15 protein-coding genes are annotated in these 21,266 nt (G+C 62.0%); 11 read left to right on the top strand and 4 right to left on the bottom strand.

All coding sequences use genetic code 11. The features are described from left to right. Positions 1-12: 12 nt before the first annotated feature. The 3 genes from rbfA to ACZ5B4_RS01325 all read left to right on the top strand — a co-directional run bounded on the left by rbfA (position 13) and on the right by ACZ5B4_RS01325 (position 2,456). Positions 13-468: a 30S ribosome-binding factor RbfA gene (rbfA, locus tag ACZ5B4_RS01335; protein ID WP_464912640.1), complete on the top strand. Its 456-nt coding sequence runs from the start codon at positions 13-15 to the stop codon at positions 466-468. A gap of 70 nt (positions 469-538) precedes the next feature. After that, positions 539-1,648, top strand: a complete 1,110-nt coding sequence (locus tag ACZ5B4_RS01330; protein ID WP_464912639.1) for a hypothetical protein — start codon at positions 539-541, stop codon at positions 1,646-1,648. A gap of 229 nt (positions 1,649-1,877) precedes the next feature. Continuing rightward, positions 1,878-2,456: a hypothetical protein gene (locus ACZ5B4_RS01325; RefSeq protein WP_464912638.1), complete on the top strand. Its 579-nt coding sequence runs from the start codon at positions 1,878-1,880 to the stop codon at positions 2,454-2,456. A gap of 12 nt (positions 2,457-2,468) precedes the next feature. On the opposite strand, the gene ACZ5B4_RS01320 is transcribed toward ACZ5B4_RS01325, so the two are convergent. Continuing rightward, the gene (locus ACZ5B4_RS01320; RefSeq protein WP_464912637.1) at positions 2,469-4,334 is read right to left on the bottom strand and encodes an FHA domain-containing protein; all 1,866 of its coding nucleotides are present in this window, start codon (positions 4,332-4,334) and stop codon (positions 2,469-2,471) included. Between the two features lie 976 nt (positions 4,335-5,310). Between ACZ5B4_RS01320 and ACZ5B4_RS01315 the strand changes: the two genes are divergently transcribed. Then, the gene (locus ACZ5B4_RS01315) at positions 5,311-5,763 is read left to right on the top strand and encodes a TraR/DksA family transcriptional regulator (RefSeq protein WP_464912636.1); all 453 of its coding nucleotides are present in this window, start codon (positions 5,311-5,313) and stop codon (positions 5,761-5,763) included. 376 nt (positions 5,764-6,139) lie between these two features. Here the strand turns inward: ACZ5B4_RS01315 and ACZ5B4_RS01310 are convergent, their stop codons facing one another. Next, positions 6,140-7,162 carry a site-2 protease family protein gene (locus ACZ5B4_RS01310; RefSeq protein ID WP_464912635.1) on the bottom strand — a complete coding sequence of 341 codons (1,023 nt, stop codon included), beginning with the start codon at positions 7,160-7,162 and terminating at the stop codon, positions 6,140-6,142. A gap of 1,617 nt (positions 7,163-8,779) precedes the next feature. On the opposite strand from ACZ5B4_RS01310, the gene ACZ5B4_RS01305 reads away from it, so the two are divergent. Further along, a complete protein-coding gene (locus ACZ5B4_RS01305) occupies positions 8,780-12,262 on the top strand; it encodes a glycosyl hydrolase (RefSeq protein ID WP_464912634.1) in 3,483 nt (1,160 codons plus the stop codon). Positions 12,263-12,301: 39 nt separating this feature from the next. On the opposite strand, the gene ACZ5B4_RS01300 is transcribed toward ACZ5B4_RS01305, so the two are convergent. Then, a complete protein-coding gene (locus ACZ5B4_RS01300) occupies positions 12,302-12,658 on the bottom strand; it encodes a cupin domain-containing protein (protein ID WP_464912633.1) in 357 nt (118 codons plus the stop codon). Positions 12,659-13,070: 412 nt separating this feature from the next. On the opposite strand from ACZ5B4_RS01300, the gene ACZ5B4_RS01295 reads away from it, so the two are divergent. From ACZ5B4_RS01295 to ACZ5B4_RS01270, 6 genes are all read left to right on the top strand, one after another. Further along, positions 13,071-14,327: a hypothetical protein gene (locus ACZ5B4_RS01295; RefSeq protein ID WP_464912632.1), complete on the top strand. Its 1,257-nt coding sequence runs from the start codon at positions 13,071-13,073 to the stop codon at positions 14,325-14,327. Positions 14,328-14,469: 142 nt separating this feature from the next. After that, positions 14,470-14,718, top strand: a complete 249-nt coding sequence (locus tag ACZ5B4_RS01290; protein WP_464912631.1) for an anti-sigma factor family protein — start codon at positions 14,470-14,472, stop codon at positions 14,716-14,718. 62 nt (positions 14,719-14,780) lie between these two features. Beyond that, positions 14,781-15,038, top strand: coding sequence for a hypothetical protein (locus ACZ5B4_RS01285; RefSeq protein WP_464912630.1), 258 nt, complete (start codon positions 14,781-14,783; stop codon positions 15,036-15,038). An 87-nt stretch (positions 15,039-15,125) separates the two neighbouring features. Continuing rightward, positions 15,126-15,332 (top strand): YgaP family membrane protein, encoded by a 207-nt coding sequence (locus tag ACZ5B4_RS01280; RefSeq protein WP_464912629.1) that lies wholly within the window; start codon positions 15,126-15,128, stop codon positions 15,330-15,332. Between the two features lie 378 nt (positions 15,333-15,710). After that, positions 15,711-17,315 (top strand): amidophosphoribosyltransferase, encoded by a 1,605-nt coding sequence (locus ACZ5B4_RS01275; RefSeq protein ID WP_464912628.1) that lies wholly within the window; start codon positions 15,711-15,713, stop codon positions 17,313-17,315. 215 nt (positions 17,316-17,530) lie between these two features. After that, a complete protein-coding gene (locus ACZ5B4_RS01270; protein WP_464912627.1) occupies positions 17,531-19,492 on the top strand; it encodes a YgiQ family radical SAM protein in 1,962 nt (653 codons plus the stop codon). 124 nt (positions 19,493-19,616) lie between these two features. Here ACZ5B4_RS01270 and ACZ5B4_RS01265 read toward each other — a convergent pair whose 3' ends face one another. Then, positions 19,617-21,026 carry a hypothetical protein gene (locus tag ACZ5B4_RS01265; protein WP_464912626.1) on the bottom strand — a complete coding sequence of 470 codons (1,410 nt, stop codon included), beginning with the start codon at positions 21,024-21,026 and terminating at the stop codon, positions 19,617-19,619. Between the last annotated feature and the right edge of the window lie 240 nt (positions 21,027-21,266).

Raw genomic sequence — 21,266 nt, 5'->3', positions numbered from 1 at the left:
AAACGGACAAACATGACGTCACGACGTGCTTTGAAACTCGCCGAAGCGGTTCGCCAAGTCGTCAGCTCGGCTATCTTATTCGAGGTTAAGGACCCTCGCGTCGCTCACGTCACTGTCACTTTCGTGGAGGTCGCCGAAGACTTGCGGACGGCAAAGGTCCACGTCTCCGTCATGGGCGATGAGAAGCGGCAACGTCTTGCGCTCCACGGCTTGGAGAGTGCGGCCGGATTCCTTCAGGCCCGTTGCGCCGAAAAGATCGAGACACGATTCACACCCCGATTGAGGTTCGTCCTGGACCAGGGCGTCAAGCGCTCCATCGAGATCTCGCAGATACTCGCGGAGGTGCTGCCTCCCAATCCCGACCCATCGGCCTCGGCGGGTTCGGGCGGTCAAGCCGAGGTTCGGGAGACGAGTGAAACGGGATTTTCTCCGGACGATGCGTCCACGGAACCGCCGCCGTCTCCCTGAACCGGCCGTCCGCCGTCGGAGAGTGTTGGTCCGCACGCCATCGCATTTTCCTAGGGTTTGAAGGTCGCTTATGAGTCCCCCCAGCCGAGTTCCGCAGTTCACGCGCTTGCAGCAATTGCTGGCCAAGCACTATCGGTACGATAAGTCGGCGGAAGATCGAGAGACGGTGCTGGAACATCTGGTTTTTGCAGCCCTGTTGGAAAACGCGCCCCGAGCGGCGGCGGCCGAGGCCTTCCGCAGGTTGCGGACCGAGTTTTTCGATTGGAACGAAATCCGCGTCAGTGCCGTGCGGGATTTGACCGAGATCGCGGCCGATCTGCCCGACCCCGGCGGCGCCGCCCTTCGCATCAAGCAACCGCTCCAGTCCATCTTCGAAAGTACGTATTCGTTCGATCTGGAAGGGTTGCGAAAGCTCACGATCAATCAGGCCCTCGAACGGATCGACAAGATCAAGGGCGTTTCGCCGTTTATGCGGGCCTACGTGGTGCAAAACGCCCTGGGCGGCCACACCATCCCGCTGGATGACGCCGCCCTGGCCGTCCTTTTCGTGGCGGGCCTCGCCGACGAAGCAGAGATGCGGACGCGCAGCGTGGCGGGCTTGGAGCGAGCCGTTCCCAAGAGCAAGGGCATCGCTTTCGCTGCCGTGCTGCACGATTGGGCGGCGGCCTTTTACGCCGACCGCCGGGATCCCACGGTCGTCAAAATCCTTAAGGATATCGACGCGGGATCGCTCCAAAGATTGGAGGCGTGGGAACGGCAGATTGCCGCTGCGGCCGCGTCTTCAGAACAACCCGCCGCGGCCACGGCGACCGCCGGGGAGCCGTCGGCCCCATTGTCGGGCGGCGGGACGGAGGCGGCCGTTAAACGGCGGGGAAGAAAGCCCCGAGCCGCAACCGCCGAGGAGCCCGTGCCGAAAGCGGCAGACCAGAATCGCGGCGCGGAAGCGGCCCCGCCCCCCAAGCCGGAAACCGCAGCAGGGCGAAAGGCCGGGAGAAAAACGGATGAGGCGGACGAACCGCCCAAGAGTCGAGCCCCGGCCGACAGCGGAAAAAAGGCCGCTTCGGGAAGGTCGCGTAAGTCGGGCGAAGATACAGCGTCCAAGGGCCCGTCCCGCACCTCTTCGCCCGCGAAATCGGAAAGAGGCGATGCCCGAAAATCCGCCCGCCGAAAACCGCGATAAATGGCTAGCGGATACCGTGCGCCCGTCACAGCCGTCGCGACGTCGCGTTGCCGGGCGCCAATTCTCGATGAATCAGTCTCTAAAGGTATCCGACTCCTCGGCACGGATTATTCTTTTCCGGCCGCCGGACCACGTTGTATAATGCCGACGCTGGGACGGGCGACGCCGGAACGCCGGTTGGTCGCTCGGGAAGGGTATCGTTTTTCAGGGCGGAGTGGGAGGTTGGGTCATGGCCAAGTCCTTGCCATACGCGGTGTTGGCAGCGGCTGCCATCGTGAGCATCACATCCGGTTGCTCCATCGTGCGCTCCACCGGCCCGATGGGAGCGTCGCCCGTGTCGCTTGTGCCTGAGGAATGGGACGGTACCTGGCAGGCTCCCGGCTCCAGTGGATTCTGCGTCGTCAAAGTGACGGACGCCGAAGCGGGCAAGCTGGACGTGGCTCTCTTAGGGATCGAAGATGAACGGATCCGGATGCGCACGTTGCACGTCCAGATTCGTCAGTCCGGCGACTGGACCTTTTTCTCCGTGCCGGTCCAAGAATTCGCCAATCAGGGCGATGATGTCAAAGACGGCTATTTCTGGGGACGGATCAAGAAAGAGGGCGACCGCGTTGTCTTTTGGCTGCCGCATTTCAAACGGATCGAGGCCGCCGTAGGAGAGGAACGCCTGCCCGGCCGGAAAACATCCGACAACGACATCGAACTGGGAACGATGCAGACCTCCCACTACGAATGGCTGACGTCGGAAAAGGCCGGAATACTCGTGGATTGGGAGAATCCCGTCGTCATGATCCGGATGCCCCGATGATAAGCCCGAGGCTTACTCCGTGGGCGGCTGGTCCGGCATGGCGGCATCCGGCTTGGGGGCCGACTGGATGTCGATGGCGACGGGCATCTTCTCGCCCGTTTGAAGTTTGAGCATTTCCCGCGAAATCCGGCGCTCCGCCAATTGCAACTGCCCCTTTGGATTGACGACGAGTCGGCCGCTCAAGATCGCGTATTGCAGCGAGTAGACCAAGAGCGTCACGGCGGCGGCGACGATGCCGTAAACCGCAAAGCCGGGGAGGCGGCCCGCCCAGCCGAGCGCCGTCAACAGCAGTCCGCAGCCTAAAGCCGTCGCCATGACGGTGAGCTTCCCGCGCATGGCCGCTCGCAGTTTGGCCTTCGCATAACGATCGATCGCCCCTTGAGAGGCCAACACGGCCAGCTCGCGCATGGCCGCGAAATCGACCGATTTTTCCGCGGCTTGTGGGCGTTCCCGTGCCGGGGTTTGACGAGCGGGTTGGCGCATCGCCTTCCCCGGCACTTGCGATTTCGCCTCCCCAACAGGCTGGAAACCGTTCGATTCGGCGGGCACGGCGGGTGTGTCGTAAGAACTCCGCGAGGCATTCATCGCATCGTTCCGCCCTTTCAGCCGGGACAACAGCGATTGCATGTACGACTCGACGTCTTCCGATGCGGAATCGTCCGCCTGCCGCGAATCCCGGCTCTTGCCCGAATTGCCGGTTGAATCCTTAATGGCCTCCGAAGATGCGGTCATCGGACCCGGGGCGTCCCGGACCGGCTCGTCGACTTGCTCCTCTCGTTGCAGCCATTTTGCGGAAATCAACGAATTCGCGTCGTTCTCCCGGATTCTGTCTCCGTGGGACTCAACCTTCCCATCTGCCTGTAACTCCTCGAATTGCTCCGCGAGGCCGTCCCGGCCATGAACGTCCGCCGCCCGTGCCGATTCCGCCGGGGCAAAAGGATCCCAAGCGTCGCGTCGGCAGTAGACGTCGGCACTGACCGCCGCCGATTCGGGCGCAAGTGTCGGGGAGGCATGGGAAATGTCGACGGCCTGCTCTTTCCGTCGCAGGGCTTCCTCCCAATCCGACAGTTCGCGTTCCCTGGCGGCGATCTCGGCAACGCGGCGGCGGAGCTCCTCTTCATCGCGTTGCAGTTGCGCCTCCCGCTCCACGATACGCGCTTCCCAGCGGCGCAATTCCTGTTCCTGAGCAGCGACGTTGGATTCGCGTTCCTCCAAACGTTTCCGCTGGGTCGTCAACTCTTGCTCGGCCCGCCGGTTGTCGCGTTCCAGTTGCAGGCATTCCTGTCGCCGCTCGGAAAGCCGGTTTTCTTCGTCCGTCAAACGGCTTTCCCGAAAACTAAGCTCGGCCTCGCGGTGCCGTAACGCCTCGGCAAGACGGTCCAGCTCCTCTTGTTGCCGCGCAAGGGCTGCCTCCCGCCGCGTTACGGCTTTCTCGCATGCGAGAGATTCCCCGAGGCCGGCACCGTTTTCAAGGTGGCCCGTCGTCGCGATCGGATCGCAAACCGGCATGGACGACGACGAGTCCGTGGGTGCGTGCGCGTGGTCCAAGTATTCCAACACGACGGGACCGACCTGCAATAGGTCTCCGTGTTGCAATTCAGCCTCCGAAAAAGAGCGGCTATTCAGCAGGGTGTCCGGATGCGCGGGGCGCACGATCGTTCGTCGCCGCCCGCGAATGAGCAGGCAATGCACGGCTCGGACGCCTCTGGCTCGGATGCGAAGCGTGCAACCCTCGGCCGATCCGATGCTGATCCGCGACGCATACAAACGGACCTCCCGTCCGTCCTGCGAACTTCCCCGTACGCGCAACGTCACGGGACATCGCGCGCTCGATCCGGATTCCGGCAGGGATGACAGGTCCTGAACCGTGGCAGACATGCGAATTCCCTTTGGAGTTGGAACGACGCCATCCCGAGCCGTGGGGTGCAACCCCTCGATGGGGTTATTTTCCGCGTGCGTTATCGGCGGTAAGATTCCACGGTCTCAAATGTCGGGAGTTTTTAAGGGGCCTTATCTTCGGCGTACTTCTCTGCGTGGTATGTGATTTGCTAGATCCGGAAGTGCCGCTCCGGAGAGTTCACGGTGGGTGGTGCGGCGAAGCGGATTCGACACGGAAGGCCGAGACACCCGTCGCCCTGTGATGATGTAGGTCACGCGACTCAGATCGTCAAGCCGGTGGGACTATTCCACCCGTTTGGGGAATAGATAATTGAAAAAGCTCTGGATATATTTTTCGCTTTTGCCGATCTTGTGGTAGCAATTCCAGAGCGGCAGGGGGTGTATCAATCGGCGGTGCAGAGGCCCGCTTGGGCGAACCCGCTGATTGCAATGACAAGCGGGTCGATTCCGACCTGAAACGGTTTCTGCGGCTTAGCGCCCCGATTTGGGTGATACCATCGGCGGCCGATGGCGTGTCGGCTCTCGGAGCGGCCGAGTTGGTTCTACCAATTTTTGCGCGAACCGTTCAAACGAAATAAGGGTCTGATAGTCTCCGGGCCAGGCGGCACTGCGGCCGTCGCCGGGGTAGTACGGAAAATCGTGGGCGCGGTTTGTAACTTTGGGTTGATTGGAAAGGTTTTAGCGACAATCGGCTCTTCGTTTGTGGTTTCAGGCCGGTTTTCCCGATTTTTGTGAAACTCGCGACTGGGCTAAGCGTACTATACTTGCGATGGCGTGTTTCTCTCAAGAGTGCTTTTGAGGTGCGTGGGGTCGGTTGGGCCGGTCTCAAGAGATGTGTCTTGGCTGGTAAGGAACGACGGGTTACGGCAACTAATGAGAAGGGGTCGTTCGACGAAGAAAGACTGAGGGCGGGGCTTCAGCTACTTCTAAGATCGGACACCGAGGTGGAAGAATCATGAACCGAAGACAATCCATTCTGAACATGCAGCAGATTCTGCTGAAGCGGCGAGAGGCTCTGCGCCGGGCGTTGGCGGGCGATTTGAGTCTCCTCAAGGAGATCAAGACCGAAGCCGGCGGAGACATCGTCGATTTCGCGCTCGACTCCGTCCAGGACGAGATCAGCTCCAAGCTCGCCGAGTTGGAGAGCCGCGAGTTGCTCCGTGTCGAAAAGGCCTTGCAGCGGATGGCGGAAGGCCAGTACGGCATTTGTGAAGGGTGCGGTTGCAGCATCCCCTTGGCGCGATTGACCGCCCTTCCCTACGCCACGCTTTGCATCAAGTGCCAACGCGAGGCCGAATTGGAAGATCGCGATGACGACGCCCGTGACGTCGATTGGAGTCGGCTATCCGATTCCGGCGGTTCGGATGCCGAATTGACCATCAACGACATCGAGCTAGACGTCTCCTGACCCTTCTTTCGAGGTCGGGGAACCGTTCCAACTCCTTTGAAAGCGAATCGACAGGGTGTATCAAAACGGTACACCCTGTCGCGTTTTCTTGAGCCGGTCCCTGAGCTGAACGAAAGACTGAAGATACGAAAACAGCTTTTCGCCGACGGTTCTCAGAGGATTATCAGACGATTATGGGATCGGACCGCCGGCTGCCATCCAAACCGCGGGCGATATGCCCGAGGGTATTTGGAAATGAAACCGCAACTCCGTGGAGAGGGCACTCCGTTGGTAAAAAAGGCGGACACGACGGACTATGTCCCCGGAAGCAGGGATCACCGCGATCCGGAACGTGGAGTTTTTCTTCGTGTTCCGCATCCGGGCGACGTCCAATACCCTACAGCGTCAGCGGTTGCGGCGTGAAACCGATGATTGGGAGCAGAAGAACCGCCCAGCCGAGAATGCGCCTCGTCCATCCAAGTGGAGCTGCGTCGTTCGCCGTGGGCGGGTGAGCCGGCCCCATCAACCCCAACAAGAACAACAACAGGATCCAGCCCCAATAGCCGCCGAGGACGACCGCCGCCGTAGCACCCATCAACACAAAGAGCGACACCAGGTTGGCCGCCGGCCCCAGCAGGGCGTACAGGATATGTCCGCCGTCGAGTTGCCCGATGGGGAATAGGTTCAGCGAGGTAATCAGCAATCCCACCCAACCCGCGAATGCCATGGAGCTGAGATACACGGTGTGCGTGCTGGGAATCTCTCCGAAAAAGAACCGGGTCAACCATTGAAAGATCAAGGGTTCACCGAGCTGAATCGCGCCGAGTCCGTTCTGGATGGGCTTGACCTCGGAGAAATAAAGTCCGAGCACGCAAAAAACCAAGGCTGGGATCAATCCGGCCAGCGGGCCGCTGATACCGATATCGAACAGCTGCCGCCGATCCAAACGTCGCGTATCCATGGCGATCACGGCGCCGAAGGTTCCGATGGGAGAGAAGGGCATGGGAAGAAATATCGGCAGCGTGGCCGGCGCATGATAGCGAACCGCCTGAAGGAAGTGCCCCATCTCATGGCAGAACAGGATGGTCATAAGGCAGAGGCTGTACGTCAGGCCGTCCCAGGGGGAGCTTAGCCCGCCGCCGGCCAAATACGTGCTGAGGCACGTCGCTAGGAGAAGCACGAAAAACAGCGGCCAGTTCCGCCGGGGCGGTCGCGGGGCGATCGACCGAGGAGGTACCAGCTCGGCGACGATCACTTCATCCGCGGTAGGCTCCCGGCGCGTTATGTTCGGGACGGAGAGCCCCCAATCCAAAGGCGGATCGGCTTGGGGATGCTCATAACCATTGTTCGAGGGCCGGCGAATATCCATCAATCCAAACTTTCGTCCGACAATCAAGCTGCTGCGCGACGACCTCTTCATCCTACCCTTTTTTCCGTGCCTTACCAACCACGTCATCGCACGTCCGCACGCAGGACGTGGTAGAAGGTTTCGGCTGCGACTCCGCGGCTGCGCCCAGTCGCAGGTTACGCCCATTTGCACGTCGGCCGCCATAGTTTCGCCAGTCGTTTTCTGCGGCTTAACTTGACCGCCATCGGTCCGGTGAATCCTCGTTCTTCCGACGTTTCTCGCCGCGCGGCGTTCCGCCGTGGTGTATGTTTGCGAAGGTAATCCGGCCCCGATCGGGCGCCCTCTCGGTTCGTGAACAAAACACTCTCGGAAACTGTGGGTTTTGATGGCTCGACGGCCGATGATTCTGCCGGTCATCTTGATACCGGCGATCTGCACAGTTGCCAACGTCTTTCTGTATCCCCAGGTCCGGGAAGAGGTCCGGCGTTACGTCCAGACCGTTCGCCAGCCGCACGCTTCTCTAAACCCGTCTGATGCTGTCGGACGGGACGAGCCGGTGGTCTCAGCCGCAGCTTCCGAGTCCGTCCCGCCGCCCGACCTTGCCCGCGGTACCCATCGCCAGTCCGAACCGGAACCGGCGTGTCCGCTTCCCGCCACTCAGGCCGGGTTGCCCCCCCAGAATGGTGCTTCGCCGGATGGAGGTGCTGTTGCCACGGCAAGCGACGCACGATTGGAAGACTCTGCGGATTCCGCAGAAACTAGGGACAAAGCCGTCCCTCCGCCGGCGTCGCTCCATGCCGATTCGCGGCACCTTGATACCGCGAGGGAAGTCCTGGCGGCGCCGGGACAAACCTCCCGAGACGATATCCCCTCCAAGGCGGGTTCGAGCCCTAAGGTCTCGCGAGACACCGCGGCCGAAATCGCGAACATTCCCGCCGAGGCAGACGGTGAAGGAAACCCGGACGATGGCGCTCGCCCGGGCAACGGCGCCAGCGCAGGCGACTCTTTGAGGCAGCCAGCCATAGCCAACCCGGCCGATTCCTCGTCCGCGAGCGGAAGTGCGAAAGCACCGCGGGCAGGCCACGGCCGCGAAAAGGGTGCGGCAGAGCCTGGGGAATCAGCGATTGGCGACTCAGATGCGAGTGCCGATGGGGGTGATGATGTCCCGCCGCTGGAACCGATTCTTTGGCCACGAGGCAAGAGCGACGGAATCCGCACTAGCCCGCTAGCCGCCGCAGAGCCGAGCGTGCCGCCGTCGCCTCCGCACGATTCCCGCGAGCTGGGGAGCCCGGAATCGCGACGCGTACGACGCCTTCCTCCGCCGGGAGCGACCGCCGGCGACACGCACGATAGACTTCGGTCCGCAGCCGAGGCCGTCGAACCCATCCCTCTCTACCCCGACACAGGTTACCCGCCCTTTTTCCCCTAGTCCGCCCGAGGCGAGGCGGCCGCCGGTTTAAGCGGCTGCTGATGCCGAGAGGAAGAGCATGGCAACGGCAATCGCCCGCTGCCAAGATAATCGTCGCTTTCTTGTAGCGCCCTCCTCGTCCGCGTTACACTGGCAACACCGCCACGGCGCAGTTCCAACCGCAGGGCACGATCGGGCTATCCGCCCGCGAAGCTGGGTTTTTCTGATCCTGCCGGAGATGATCGAGCAAGTTTCGCGAGACCTTTGAGAGAGGCAATTCCATGGCTGTTCGAAGTGGACGCCTTTATTGTTGGGCAACGTTGATCGGCATTTTCGCGGCGGTTGCCGTTTCTCCCGGTTTCAGCGAAGTAACGGGCGATCCGCCTGCATGGCGGCAAGGGTTCACCGACCCGCCGGATATTGCCCGGCCGGCCGTGTATTGGTGTTGGCTCAACGGCCATGTGGACCCCGGCCAATTAAGCCGAGAATTAGAGGAATTCCAACGAAAGGGCGTCCGCGGCGTCTACATCTTCGACATCGGGGCCCGCGATCCGAACAACCGCATCCCGGCCGGCCCCGCCTTCATGGGGCCGGAATCGGTCAAGTCGATCGCCCACGCCGTCCGCGAGGCGGGACGATTGGGTCTGGAGGTCGGGCTCATCACCTCCAGCAGTTGGAACGCGGGAGGCCCTTGGGTGACGCCGGAATATGCCGCGATGGGCCTGTTCTCTTCCGAGATTGTCTGCGAAGGGCCGGGGACTTTCGACGGCGCATTGCCGTTCCCGGAGCTACCGGCAGCCGCTCCACGAGACGGAGACGGACGCCCGCTATTTCGGCAGGAGGTCGCCGTCTTGGCCGTTCCACTGGAGCGGCGGCGACCGGCCCATGAGTTCGTATTCGAGGTCTGCTCCCCAGGACGACACCACGTCGATCACGCCGTTCTGTGCAACACGGCGAGCAGCGACGGAGATGCGATCGGCCCGTTGCAACGTTTTGCACGCGACTTTGAGATATGGATCTCCGACTTCTCGGACGAACCGGAGTGCTTTGAGCCGGCAGTCCGTGGGCAGCTCGCAGCGCACACCGAACCGCAGCGTTTCGACTTCTCGGCCCGCCCGGCAAGGTTCGTCAAGCTGCGAATTCTCAGCGGTCACAACCCGGCCGAGGAACGCATCGAGTTGGGGGAATTCGAGCTGTATTCGACGGACGGACGCAACGTCATCACGTCCCTGCATGAGGATGGCAGCCGGACCGGCGGAAAACTACTGGATTACACATCTCAGCTCAAGCCGGACGGTCCCTGGTCGGCTTCGGCCATTCATGATGGGAACCGGGGCGGACCGCGGGGGAGCTGGTCCTCCGCCGGCTTGCCGTCGCCCGCCGTGGATGACCCGCAACAGATCCTCGATTGGAGCGACCGATTGGACGCCGACGGCAGGCTGCGGGTGGAAGTGCCGCCGGGACGTTTTCTCGTTCGGCGGTACGTCTGTGCAAATACCGGACAAAAGCTCGTGCTGCCCAGCCCCAATTCGGCCGGCCTGGCAATCGATCACTTCAATCCCGCGGCCACGGAATGGCATTTTCAACACATTCTGGAACCGCTCAAAGCGGAGTTAGGACCGCTCGGCGACACCGCGCTCAAGCAAATGTATGTGTGCAGTTACGAGCTTCGCGGCGCGACCTGGACGCCCGGCTTTCTGGATGAGTTTCGGCGCCGCCGGGGATACGATATGAAACGGGTGCTGCCGGCACTGGACGGCTGCCTCATCGGCGATGAGTATCGGACCCGCCGCTTTCTGCACGATTTTCGCAAGACTTTGGGCGAGCTTCTGGTGGACGCCTTCTACCGCCGGGCGAGCGAGCTGTCGCGGGCGGAGGGGTTGTTGCTTTGTGCCGAGGCGGGCGGGCCGGGCCTGCCTCTCCATCAGGTGCCGGTGGACGCCCTACAGGCCCAAGGCGCCGTCGATATTCCGCGGGGAGAGTTTTGGAAGGAACACAACATCTGGGTCGTCAAGGAAACGGCCGCCGCCGCCCATATCTACGGCAAACCGTTGGTGGATATGGAGGCGTTCACCAGTTGGCGCCACTGGCAGGACGGGCCGACCGAATTGAAACCGCTCGCCGACCGCGCCTTCTGCGAGGGCACGAATCACTTCACGTTCCATACGGCGGCACACCGGCCGCCGGAGGTCGGGTTACCCGGCTGGGTCTACACCGCCGGCACCCACTTTTCGCCGCACATCGCCTGGTGGCCTCTGGCCGGCAGTTTCGTCGATTATCTTTCCCGCTCGTGTTTCCTCCTCCAGCAAGGCCGTTTCGTGGCGGATGTCTGTTACTACTACGGCGACCAGGGATTCAACACCGTGCCGCCGAAGCACATCGACCCCTCCTCAGGTTTCGGCTTTGATTACGACGTCGTCAATGCGGAGGTGTTGCTATCGCGCGCCCGCATGGAGAGGGGGCGGCTGAGTTTCGGCAACGGGACCTCCTATGCCGTCCTGGTGCTTCCGGACAAGCGCGAGATTCAACCGGCCGTGCTCGCCAAGTTGGCGGAGTTGGTCGAGCAGGGTTTGACGGTGGTGGGACCGCGACCGGTCCGCGGCAATTCGCTGACCGATTACCCCCGGTGCGACGATCAGGTCCGGAACCTCGCCGCCGCGCTTTGGGGCGATGGCGCCGAGAACGGTGCGATGGAGCATCGCCGCGGCGGCGGCCGCGTCGTTTGGGGAAAGCCGCTCCGCGACGTCTTGGCCGAGCAAGGCGTGCTGCCGGATGTCTCCTTGGAAGAAGCCGGTGATGCCGATTTGGACTTCATCCACCGCAGCCTGCCCCACGCGGAAGTGTATTTCGTGTGGAACCGGCAGCCACGTCAACGGCAGCTTACCCTGACCTTTCGCGATTGCCCCGGGCCGCCCGAGTTGTGGGACCCCTGTCAGGCGTCGATCGTTCCATGCCCGGCCTATCGACGCTCGCAGCACGGCATGACCGTCCCCTTGAACTTGCCGCCGCAAGGATCGATCTTCGTCGTGTTTGTCGCGAATACCTCCCGAGTGAACGAGGACCCGATCGTATCGATCTTGAAAGACGGCGGCGAGGTGCTCTTTCGCTCCGCCGTGGCACATGACATCATTCCGATGGCGATCTACCTCGATGCCGACGGGACGCCGCAACTGGAAGCCCGCGAACCGGGAGAATACCGCGTCCGATTCGCGGGCGGTCGCGAGATTACGGTCCGTGCGGAGCCGGCGGCTGAGACGGTGCTGAGCGGGCCGTGGACCGTCCGGTTTCCGCCTGGTTGGGGCGCACCCGAAGAAGTCGTGCTCAACGAGTTGATCTCGTGGACCGAGCACCCCGATCCGGGCGTGCGTTATTTCTCGGGCATGGCCGTCTATCAAACCGAGTTCACCCTGCCGGATGAGGGCCCGAGAGACGGGTCGCTGATCTTGAGCCTCGGCGACGTCCGATGCATCGGCGAGGTTTGGCTCAATGACCGGCGATTGGCGACGGTGTGGACCCCGCCGTTCGAGGTGGATTTGTCCTCCGCGGCGCGGCCGGGAAAGAATCAACTCACGATCCGCGTGGCGAACACCTGGTCGAATCGCTTGGTCGGGGACGCCCTCGGCTCCGGCGGGCCTCGGTTTACCGAAACCAATATGCCGTACTCGATCTCGTGGCGCGTGGCGTGGAAGGATACGCCGCTGCTTCGCTCGGGCTTAATCGGCCCGGCCTCGCTTCAAGTGCGTCATCGAACGCCGATACGCTAGCAGTCGCAACACCGGGGCGGCCTCGGCCCGGCACGACGTCTAGGCGTTTCGCAGCATGGTCAACAACATCTTGAACGCCTGCTTGGCGCGGACGGCATGCGGAACGCCGGCGGGAAGTACGATCGCCTGACCTTCGCCGACGGTATGCCAAGTTCCGGCTACCGAAACTTCGGCCACCCCTTCGAGAACCTGGATCATCGCTTCGAACGGCGCCGTGTGCTCCGAGACCTCCTGGCCGGCGTCGAATCCGAACAACGTAATCGAACCGGAAGCGTTCTTCACCAGAATTCGACTGACGATCGCCTGCGATGGGATGTCGATCATCGCTCGCGGGACGATCACTTGAGCGGCGGATCGGGCGGACGGATTTCCATTCGAGGGCGTCTCGGCATTCATCGTGTGTTTCCTGTTGGTATGGACATGAGCGAAACGCGACGGCGGAGCCCCGTTCGGTCCGGCCGCTTGCTCTCAGGATAATTGTAGCGGACTGGGGCTTGAAGGTGCCGAAAACCCTGCGAATCTTGTCTCCGCACCGCAGCTCGCCGCCGTCCCTCGACAAAGACGCTGGAAATTTGGGATCACGGCTTGATGCCGCCGATATCTCAATGCCGCCGATATCTCTATACCGACATCGCCACCTATTTGACGGTCGAGACGATAGCGCGGATACTGAGAGCCGTGTCACAGCGTCACGCGCGCTGTGCGATTTTCCGGCCCCGCCGCGGGCGAAGGGTCGTCGTTTTCACGCTCGGCCGGTTATTTTGAGAACGTGCTTTCCGCAATCTCCAGCCACCGGAAGGATCCTGCAATGTCCAATCGCGCGCCCATTCGCACTGTAACACGCCGGGAGTTTACGGCGGGTATTGTAAGCAGCGCCATGCTGGGGACGGCGTCGCCATCTCGCATCTTGTCGGCCTCCGAATCGCCTCGAACGGCGGCGGACGCAGAAGCAAGCGTGATCGTTGACGCGAATTTCCCCGGCGGCAACATTCTTGTCGAGCGGATCGAAGACCGGCATGTCTATCTTCGACAGGACCTGCGCGACACGGAGGGGTGGTGGTTCTATTGGTACTTTCGGGTCCGCGGGCAGCCTGGTACCGAGTGGCACTTCCACTTCACCAATAAAGATGTCTTCACCTGCCGAGGTCCCGCAGCGAAGATTGGCGGGGAACCCTGGCGTTGGCTCGGCCGCCACGCCGTTGACGGGACCACCCTATCCTTTGCCTTCCCGGTCGACGTTGAAGAGGCCCGATTCTGCTTGGCGATACCGTATCTCAAAGAGGACTTGCGGCGGTTCCTTGAGCGTTTCCGGGACGAGCCTCGCTTGCAGGTGAGGGATCACTCCCTTACTCGGAAGGGCCGGCGTACGGAAAGGCTCCATTTCGGCTGCCTGAGCCGATCACCGGTCCACCGCGTCCTGCTCACCTGTCGGCACCACGCGTGCGAAATGATGGCCAACTGGGTCTTGGAGGGGATTATCGAAGCGGTTCTCACCGGTCCCCATGCCGCCTGGTTTTGCGACAACGTGGAATTCGCGGCCGTTCCCTTCATGGATAAAGACGGTGTGGAGGAAGGCGACCAGGGCAAGAACCGCCGCCCGCACGACCATAATCGCGATTATCTGGATGAACCCATTTACCCGAGCGTCCGCGCCCTGAAGGAGTTTGTGCCCGGTTGGTCGAACGGACTCTTGCGGGTCGCGCTGGACCTGCACTGTCCCTACATCCGCGGCGCACGCGATGAGGAGATTTTCTTGGTCGGCAGCCCGGATAAGGGTATTCAAGGTGAAATCGACCGCCTTTCGCAGATTCTGGAGAGCGAGGCCCGCGAACCGCTGCCTTATCGCTCCCGAAACAACATCCCTTTCGGTGTGGGATGGAACACCGAGGAGAAACCGCGGATGTTTTCCCGCTGGGCATCGTCCTTGGAGGGAATCCGTCTGGCCGCCACCCTCGAATTCCCTTATGCCTGCGCGGGAAAAGCCGTGGTTGATCCCGAGGCAGGCCGAAGTTTCGGCTCCCAACTCGCCGCCGCACTACGGGAGTATCTGGCCTCGCTCCCATAGAACCTTGCCGCTTCTCTCTGCGGTACGGCCACAAGGCATCGGCACCGTTGTAACCGTTCGCCCAGGTCGCGCGTCCATCCAGTGTGACGCAAGCGATGGCCGACGTTGCGTCGTCCGGATTCCCACGGGTCGGGAAAACGCCATGAAATGCCGAGAGTTGTTGCTGGCACTCAATGACTACCTGGATGGTGATGTGGATCCCGCCTTGTGCGAGGAGTTTTCAAAGCATTTGGAGGGGTGTAATCCCTGCCAAATCGTGGTAGACAACATCCGCAAGACGGTCACGCTGTATAAGTCGGGGCAATTGTACGAGTTGCCCCCGGAGTTCCATCAGAAGCTGTGCGGAGTACTGCGCGAGAAGTGGCGGCGGAAGTTCGGTGGTGATCGGTGAACGCGAACTCCGGTTCTTTGTAATACCGACCGACACGAGTGGACGTTGGAAGGATGAAGGTCATGAATGGAAAAGAAATCCTGCTCTTCTTGGTCATTTTCGCCTCCTGGTTCGCCCTCAATCGTTGGGTTCTGCCTTGGATGGGGATCCCCACATGCATGAGCGGTAGCTGCTCGACGGGCTGTCCCCTGCCGCCGACATACGCGGATACGGAAGCGGATGGCGACGATGCGAAGGGCGTCGAAGAAGCTGTGCCCGCGAATCGGGCAGAGGAGGCGATACCGGCGGGAGACCGGTCCGTCATTCCGGGGCGTCCCTAGCGGGCCCCCGAATTGCGGAATGATCCGAATTCCTTGATTTCCTGGAAGTGGATACTTGGTTTTTGCTCGATATCCGGAGGTGAAAATATGACCGTAGAACGTGGATTGCGATTGATGGCCGGCGTAGTGGTATCCGCAAGCGTCGTGTTGGCGATGGTTCACAGCGAATACTGGCTGTTCCTAACGCTGTTTGCCGGGCTGAATTTGCTTCAGTCGGCCTTCACGAATTGGTGTCCGGCCGTTTGGTTGCTGCAAAAACTGGGGCTAAAACCTTGCGGTTCGCCCGCCGGGTGACAGGCCGCAAGTTGGGTGCACCCCATGCAGACGCTCGGCGTGTTCCCGCCCAATCCCGAATCCGCCGGACCGCCGCTCCCCGGCGGCATGCCGGCCTAGCCATCGGGGTCGTCTGTGATTCTCGCCGCACTTTCTGGGGTCAAGGCTGATCGCCACACGGGGAGGAGAAGCGGCCTTCCACGCTCGGGTATCCGTTGAGATAGCGCGGTTGCGGCCTTAAAATAAGAATGTGGCCTGGCGGGAGGAAGCGCCCGAGCGTGGACCGGCTAAACGCGTCGGCATCCGGGGCCGCCGCGACATGCTTCGTGCTTCGAACATGCCGATCCCTCCCCGCGATCTTTACAGCGGTTCCGGAACCGAACTGGGAATCAAGCTCCCATGGGTGAGTTGCGCGAAGAGTGCGGCGTGGTGGCCGTCTATCATTTGCCGGGCCGGGAAAAAAGCCCTCTCTGCCCCGAAGGCTCGGAACAGGCTACCCGCCTTCTTCCCAAGATGCTGCTGGATATCCAGAATCGGGGGCAATTGGCCGCCGGCTTGACCCGCTATCGCTCCGATGATCCGCAGCTTCTATTGACTCATAAGGAAGTCGGTTCGGTCAGCGAGGTCTTCGCTTTGGGGCATCGCGAGCGGTACGATCGCTTGATGTCGAGCTTGGCGGGACCGGCGGGGATCGGCCACGTGCGATACGCCACTTGCGGCCGCGACGACGTGGGCTATGCACAGCCCTTTGAGCGGCGTCACATCAAGAAGCACAAGTGGTTCAGCTTCGCCTTCAACGGCCAATTGGCGAATTATCGGGAGTTGCGAGACCGACTGCTGGAGGATAACGACCATCATTTGATACGCGAGACGGACACGGAAGTCATGATGCACGTCCTGTGTCGGGAACTGATGCCGAATCCCGCACCGGACCTCTTGAACGTTTGCCGCGTCTTGCCGGACGAATTCGACGGCGCCTATAGCCTGGTGTTCTTGAACGCCTTGGGCGAAATGATGGTGGTGCGAGATCCCTGCGGCATCAAACCCCTGAGTTGGGCCTTCGACGGCCGGCTTTTCGCCGCAGCGAGCGAGAGCGTGGCCTTGCTGAACCTCGGTTTCTCGCCCGAGGAGATCAAGCCGGTGGAACCGGGCCGGGCGATCATCGTTTCCTCGCGCGGACTCCGCGAGGAGGCGTTCTGCGAGGTGAAGCGGCGTGCCCACTGCTTTTTCGAATGGGTCTATTTCTCCAATGTGGCCAGCACGCTTGATCGCCGCAGCGTCTACCTGGCCCGAAAGGCGTTGGGCGAGGAATTGGCCCGCTTGGAAACCCTGGACGTGCATGACGGGCGGACGATCGTCGTGCCCGTTCCGGATACCAGCAAGGCCGCGGCCGACGCCTTGGCTTATGCCTTGGGCATTCCCTGCTTGGAGGGCTTGATCCGCAACCGCTACGCCGGTCGTACGTTCATCGAAGGCGTGGAAAGCCGCGAGCGGAAGGCCAGGGCCAAGTACACGCCGCTCCGCGAGGTGCTGGAGGGTAAGCGCGTGCTGCTGGTCGAGGACTCCATTGTGCGATCCACGACGATGCGCGTCTTGTTGCAGCGGATGCGTCAGTTGGGACGCCCTGCCGAAATCCACGTCCGCGTGGCCTGCCCGCCCATCATTTCCCCCTGCTTCTATGGGATCGACATGTCGTCCGTGAAGGAGTTATTCGCCCCGCCCTTTTTGGCCGACGGCAAATTGACCGAAGAAGCTCAGGCCAAGATGGCCCAGCACTTGGGGGCCGATTCCTTGCGCTATCTCCCGGTGGAAGCGGTGGCGAGGGCGATCGGCTTGCCCGCCGAAAGCCTTTGCCAAGCCTGCATTACGGGCCGATATCCTACGCCTTGGGGGCAGATTTTGGCCGCCGAATCGCTGGAGCACTCGCGCCGCGGCATCAGCGGGCGAGCCTTCGAGATCGATACCCAGGAAGCTGCGGCCTCGGGGGCCAAATGCGGTTCGTAGGGCCGACATTCAACGGTCCGGTCCTTTCTCAAACCCAGTCCGGTGCGGTTTCTCGCGCAAGCATGGCGCGGCGGACCGATTTGCAGTGGCCCGGCGCATAATCTTCCGTAGAATGACAAAGCCGCCGATTACCCCGTCGGACACGGACGAGTCATCGTTCCGCAAGTTCACCGATCCCGCCGCGGCCTGAATGCTCGAAGACGCAGAGTGTCCGCATGAAACCGGATTGTCAATCGTTCTTGCCGACTACCCGGGACGATATGCTCGCTCGCGGTTGGGAGTACGTTGACGTGGTGTTCGTCAGCGGCGACGCCTACGTGGACCATCCTAGTTTCGCGGTGGGATTGATCAGCCGCCTGCTGGAGGCGGAGGGATATCGGGTGGCGGTGCTGAGCCAGCCGAACTGGCGTTCCTGCGAACCGTGGCGTCAATTCGGGCGACCTCGGCTTTGCTTCGCGATCAGCGCGGGCAACATGGATTCCATGGTGAACCGCTACACCGCCAACCGCAAGGTTCGCAACGACGACGCCTATAGTCCGGGCGGCCGCATCGGCTTGCGTCCCGACCGCGCGACGGCGGTCTATTGCCAGCGGGCCAGAGAGGCGTTTCGCGGAGTTCCGATCATTGCGGGGGGCGTCGAGGCCGGTCTCCGCCGTATCGCCCACTACGACTATTGGAGCGACAAGGTCCGCCGCTCGATCCTGCTCGATTCCAAGGCCGATCTGCTCGTCTACGGAATGGGAGAGCGGCCTCTGATCGAGATCTTGCGCCGTTTGGCGGCGGGAGAAGACATCCGTGCCGTGCGCGACGTTCGCGGCACGGCGTACCGGCTGGGGGCCGCGGAATCGCCGCCGGAAGACGGCATCCTCCTGCCGAGCTATGAGGAGGTGACCGCGGACAAACAGGCCTTCGCCCGAATGACGCGGATCGCCCACCTCGAGACGAATCCCTACAATGCCCGACGGCTGGTGCAGTTTCACGGGCGCGAGGCGGTCGTGGTGAATCCGCCCGCCTATCCCCTCTCGGAGTCCGAGATGGACCGGGTCTACGGCTTGCCCTACCAACGCCGCCCGCATCCTTGCTACGGCGACGAGCCGATTCCCGCCTTCGAGGTGGTGAAACACTCCGTGCAAATCATGCGCGGTTGCTTCGGCGGTTGCACTTTTTGCTCCATTACGGCCCATGAAGGGCGGATCATCCAGAGCCGGAGTGCGGCCTCGGTATTGGACGAGGTGCGCAGGATGGCCGCCGACCCCGGTTTCAAAGGGGTCATCAGCGATATCGGCGGTCCCACCGCGAACATGTATCGCATGAATTGCAGCCGCCCCGAGGTCCGGGAGAAATGCCGCCGCCTAAGCTGCATCCACCCCAAAATCTGCAAGCTGTTGAAGGTCGATCATGAGCCGCTGATTCAACTCTATCGGGCGGTGCGGCAAGAGACCGGGGTGAAAAAGGCCTTCGTCGCGTCCGGCATCCGCATGGACTTGGCACAACAAAGCCCGGAATACATCGACGAGTTGGTCCGCCATCACGTCGGGGGGCACCTCAAGGTCGCTCCCGAGCATTGCGACGCCGACGTCCTCCGGCTGATGAAGAAACCCTCCGTGGAGGACTTCGAGCGATTCGCGGCCAAGTTCCACGAAAGTTCGCGGGCGGCCGGCAAGGAGCAATATTTGGTGCCGTATTTCATCGCAGGCCATCCCGGTTGCGACCTGGCGGCCATGATTCGGCTGGCGCAGTTCCTAAAGCGGACCGGCTATCGCCCGCGCCAGGTCCAAGACTTCATGCCGACGCCTTTCGATATCGCCACCTGTATGTATCACACGGGGATCGATCCGATTACGGGCGAAACGGTGTACGTCGCCAAAGGGGAGAAGCAGCGGCGTCTTCAGCGGGCGTTGCTGCAATACTGGAAGCCGGAGAACTATTTCGCCGTGCGGGAGGCGTTGTTGACCGGAGGGCGGGAGGATTTGATCGGCGACGGTCCGCACTGCCTGATCCCGGCCAAGCCTCCGAGGGAGGCACGGGCGACCCGAGAGAAAACGCCTCCCGGCAAATCGCGGGCCGGGCGGAATCGAAGCGGCGGACAGGCCGGGCCGTCACGCCCCGGTTACCGACCGCACCGAGCCACCGCCGTGCGGCGGGAGCAAGGCGTCCGGGAGCGGAAGAAACCGTGAGCCGCTATCCGGCAATCGGCTGGCCTAACCCAACAGCGGGCCGGCGAGAATCTCCGAGCTTCGGCCCGTGCCGCCTTTAAGGATCACTGGAGTCCTCGCACTCCGGCCCGGGGCCGGCGCCATTTCAGCGGTTGCCGCCTCGCGGCGGTTGACGCTTCTGAAAGATTTCGCTCACGGTGCCGGGCGATTCGCGAACCACGCCCTCGGGCGGTTTAGCGCGGAAATCTTCGGGATTGGCGGCCGATCCGTAGCGCACGACCTGCGATTCTCGCTTGTAACCGATGCGACGGAGCAGGTCTTTGAGCGAAATCGAGACAACGGCCAATTCCCCGGCCCGTTTCAAGAAGTCGGATCGGGCCTGGATGACGGCGACGTCCGTTCCCTCCGGAGGTTCCGCCCCGAGGACGATGTAGTCCGTCTCCGGCGTGATGCTGCCGTTGATGTTGCCCTGATCGTCCAACCAGGCGTCGACCACGCCGCCGCTGTTGCGGATGATCGAGATCAGCAACTCTTGATCGCTCTTGCCGTCGCCGTCGATATCGACGAAATTCGTGAGCGCGAATCGCCGGCGGTCGCCGGGCGACCAGATCGGCGTGTGGATGACGTCGCCCGGTACCACAGGGTTGGAGATGACGTCATCGACGATGCGGGCCTCGGCCAAATGCGGTCCCCGCAAGGCGGTCACCTCGATCGCGCCCTTCCGCTGAGCCTCCGCGACGTTCAGCGTGTCGCCCGGGAAAACGGCGAACGTCGCACCGACGCTGAGGCCGTCCGCCTCACCCAGGTTGATCCACACGGTGCCAAGCTGCTGATTCACCCATTGAACTCTTCCATCCGGAGAATCCAATCGCGGGTTCTTCAGTTGCTCGATTTCCTGGGTGCGGGCGTTGAGCAGATTGGATACCGTGCGCAGCCGAGTCTCGGCCTCCTGCTTGAAGGACGCCAATTGAGCCTGGGCCTCCTGGGCCTGCTGCTGGAGGTTGTCCATGCGTCCCTGCAAATCGTTCCGAGCCTGCACGGAAGCCTGCATATCCGCCATGAATTTCTGCCGCTCCTGAGCGAGGGTCTGCTCCGCGGCGTCCGCCCGATTTTGCTGCTGGGCGATCAGAGGGGCCTTGCTCTGTTCCAATTGGGCGATCTTGGTCTCCGCATCGCGGAGTTTCTGTTCCGTAGCCACCAGGGTCGCGCTCTTCGCCTGAAGCGTGTCGAACAAGTGCTTCACCACCGAGCGATAATTCTTCTGCGAATCGTCGAGATCGGCGGCATAGGTATCCATTTCGGTTTTCACATCCTGGGTAATCTTGTCCATCGCTTCCGTGGTGCTGAAACCCAGGATGCCCTTGAGCGTATTCAGATCGGTCTGCGCGGAGCGGGCGGCATTATTGGCATTGGCCGCCTCTTCCGCGGCCGTTTGAGCCTTCCGGTATTGCTCGTCGTATTGCCGGAAAAAGAGGTACGTCGTCACTCCCAGCAAAAGCGTAAGAATGACAAAGATGATCAAGGCGATTTGAAGCCCTTGGTTTTCTCTCGCCATGACGAATCCGCTCCTGAGAAATCACTCGGTGCTGGGAGAAAGGCCTGCGAACGACCGGACGGGGGGTCGTCTCAGCATGTCCAATAGTGTGCCCTGGGTCTTGCGGTCCGGGTAAGCTGGATAAGCAGCGAGACCTAAGTCGATTCTAAATACGCCAATAGGCAGTGTCAACGAAAAGCCCGGCGGTTCCCGCTTCGATTCGGCTTTCGGCGATCTCGTCGGCAGTCGGCCGTGTTACGA

The sequence above is a fragment of the Thermogutta hypogea genome (assembly GCF_055386265.1).
The sequence above is the reverse complement of the archived record's forward strand: the minus strand, read 5'-3'. Positions and strand labels throughout refer to the sequence as shown.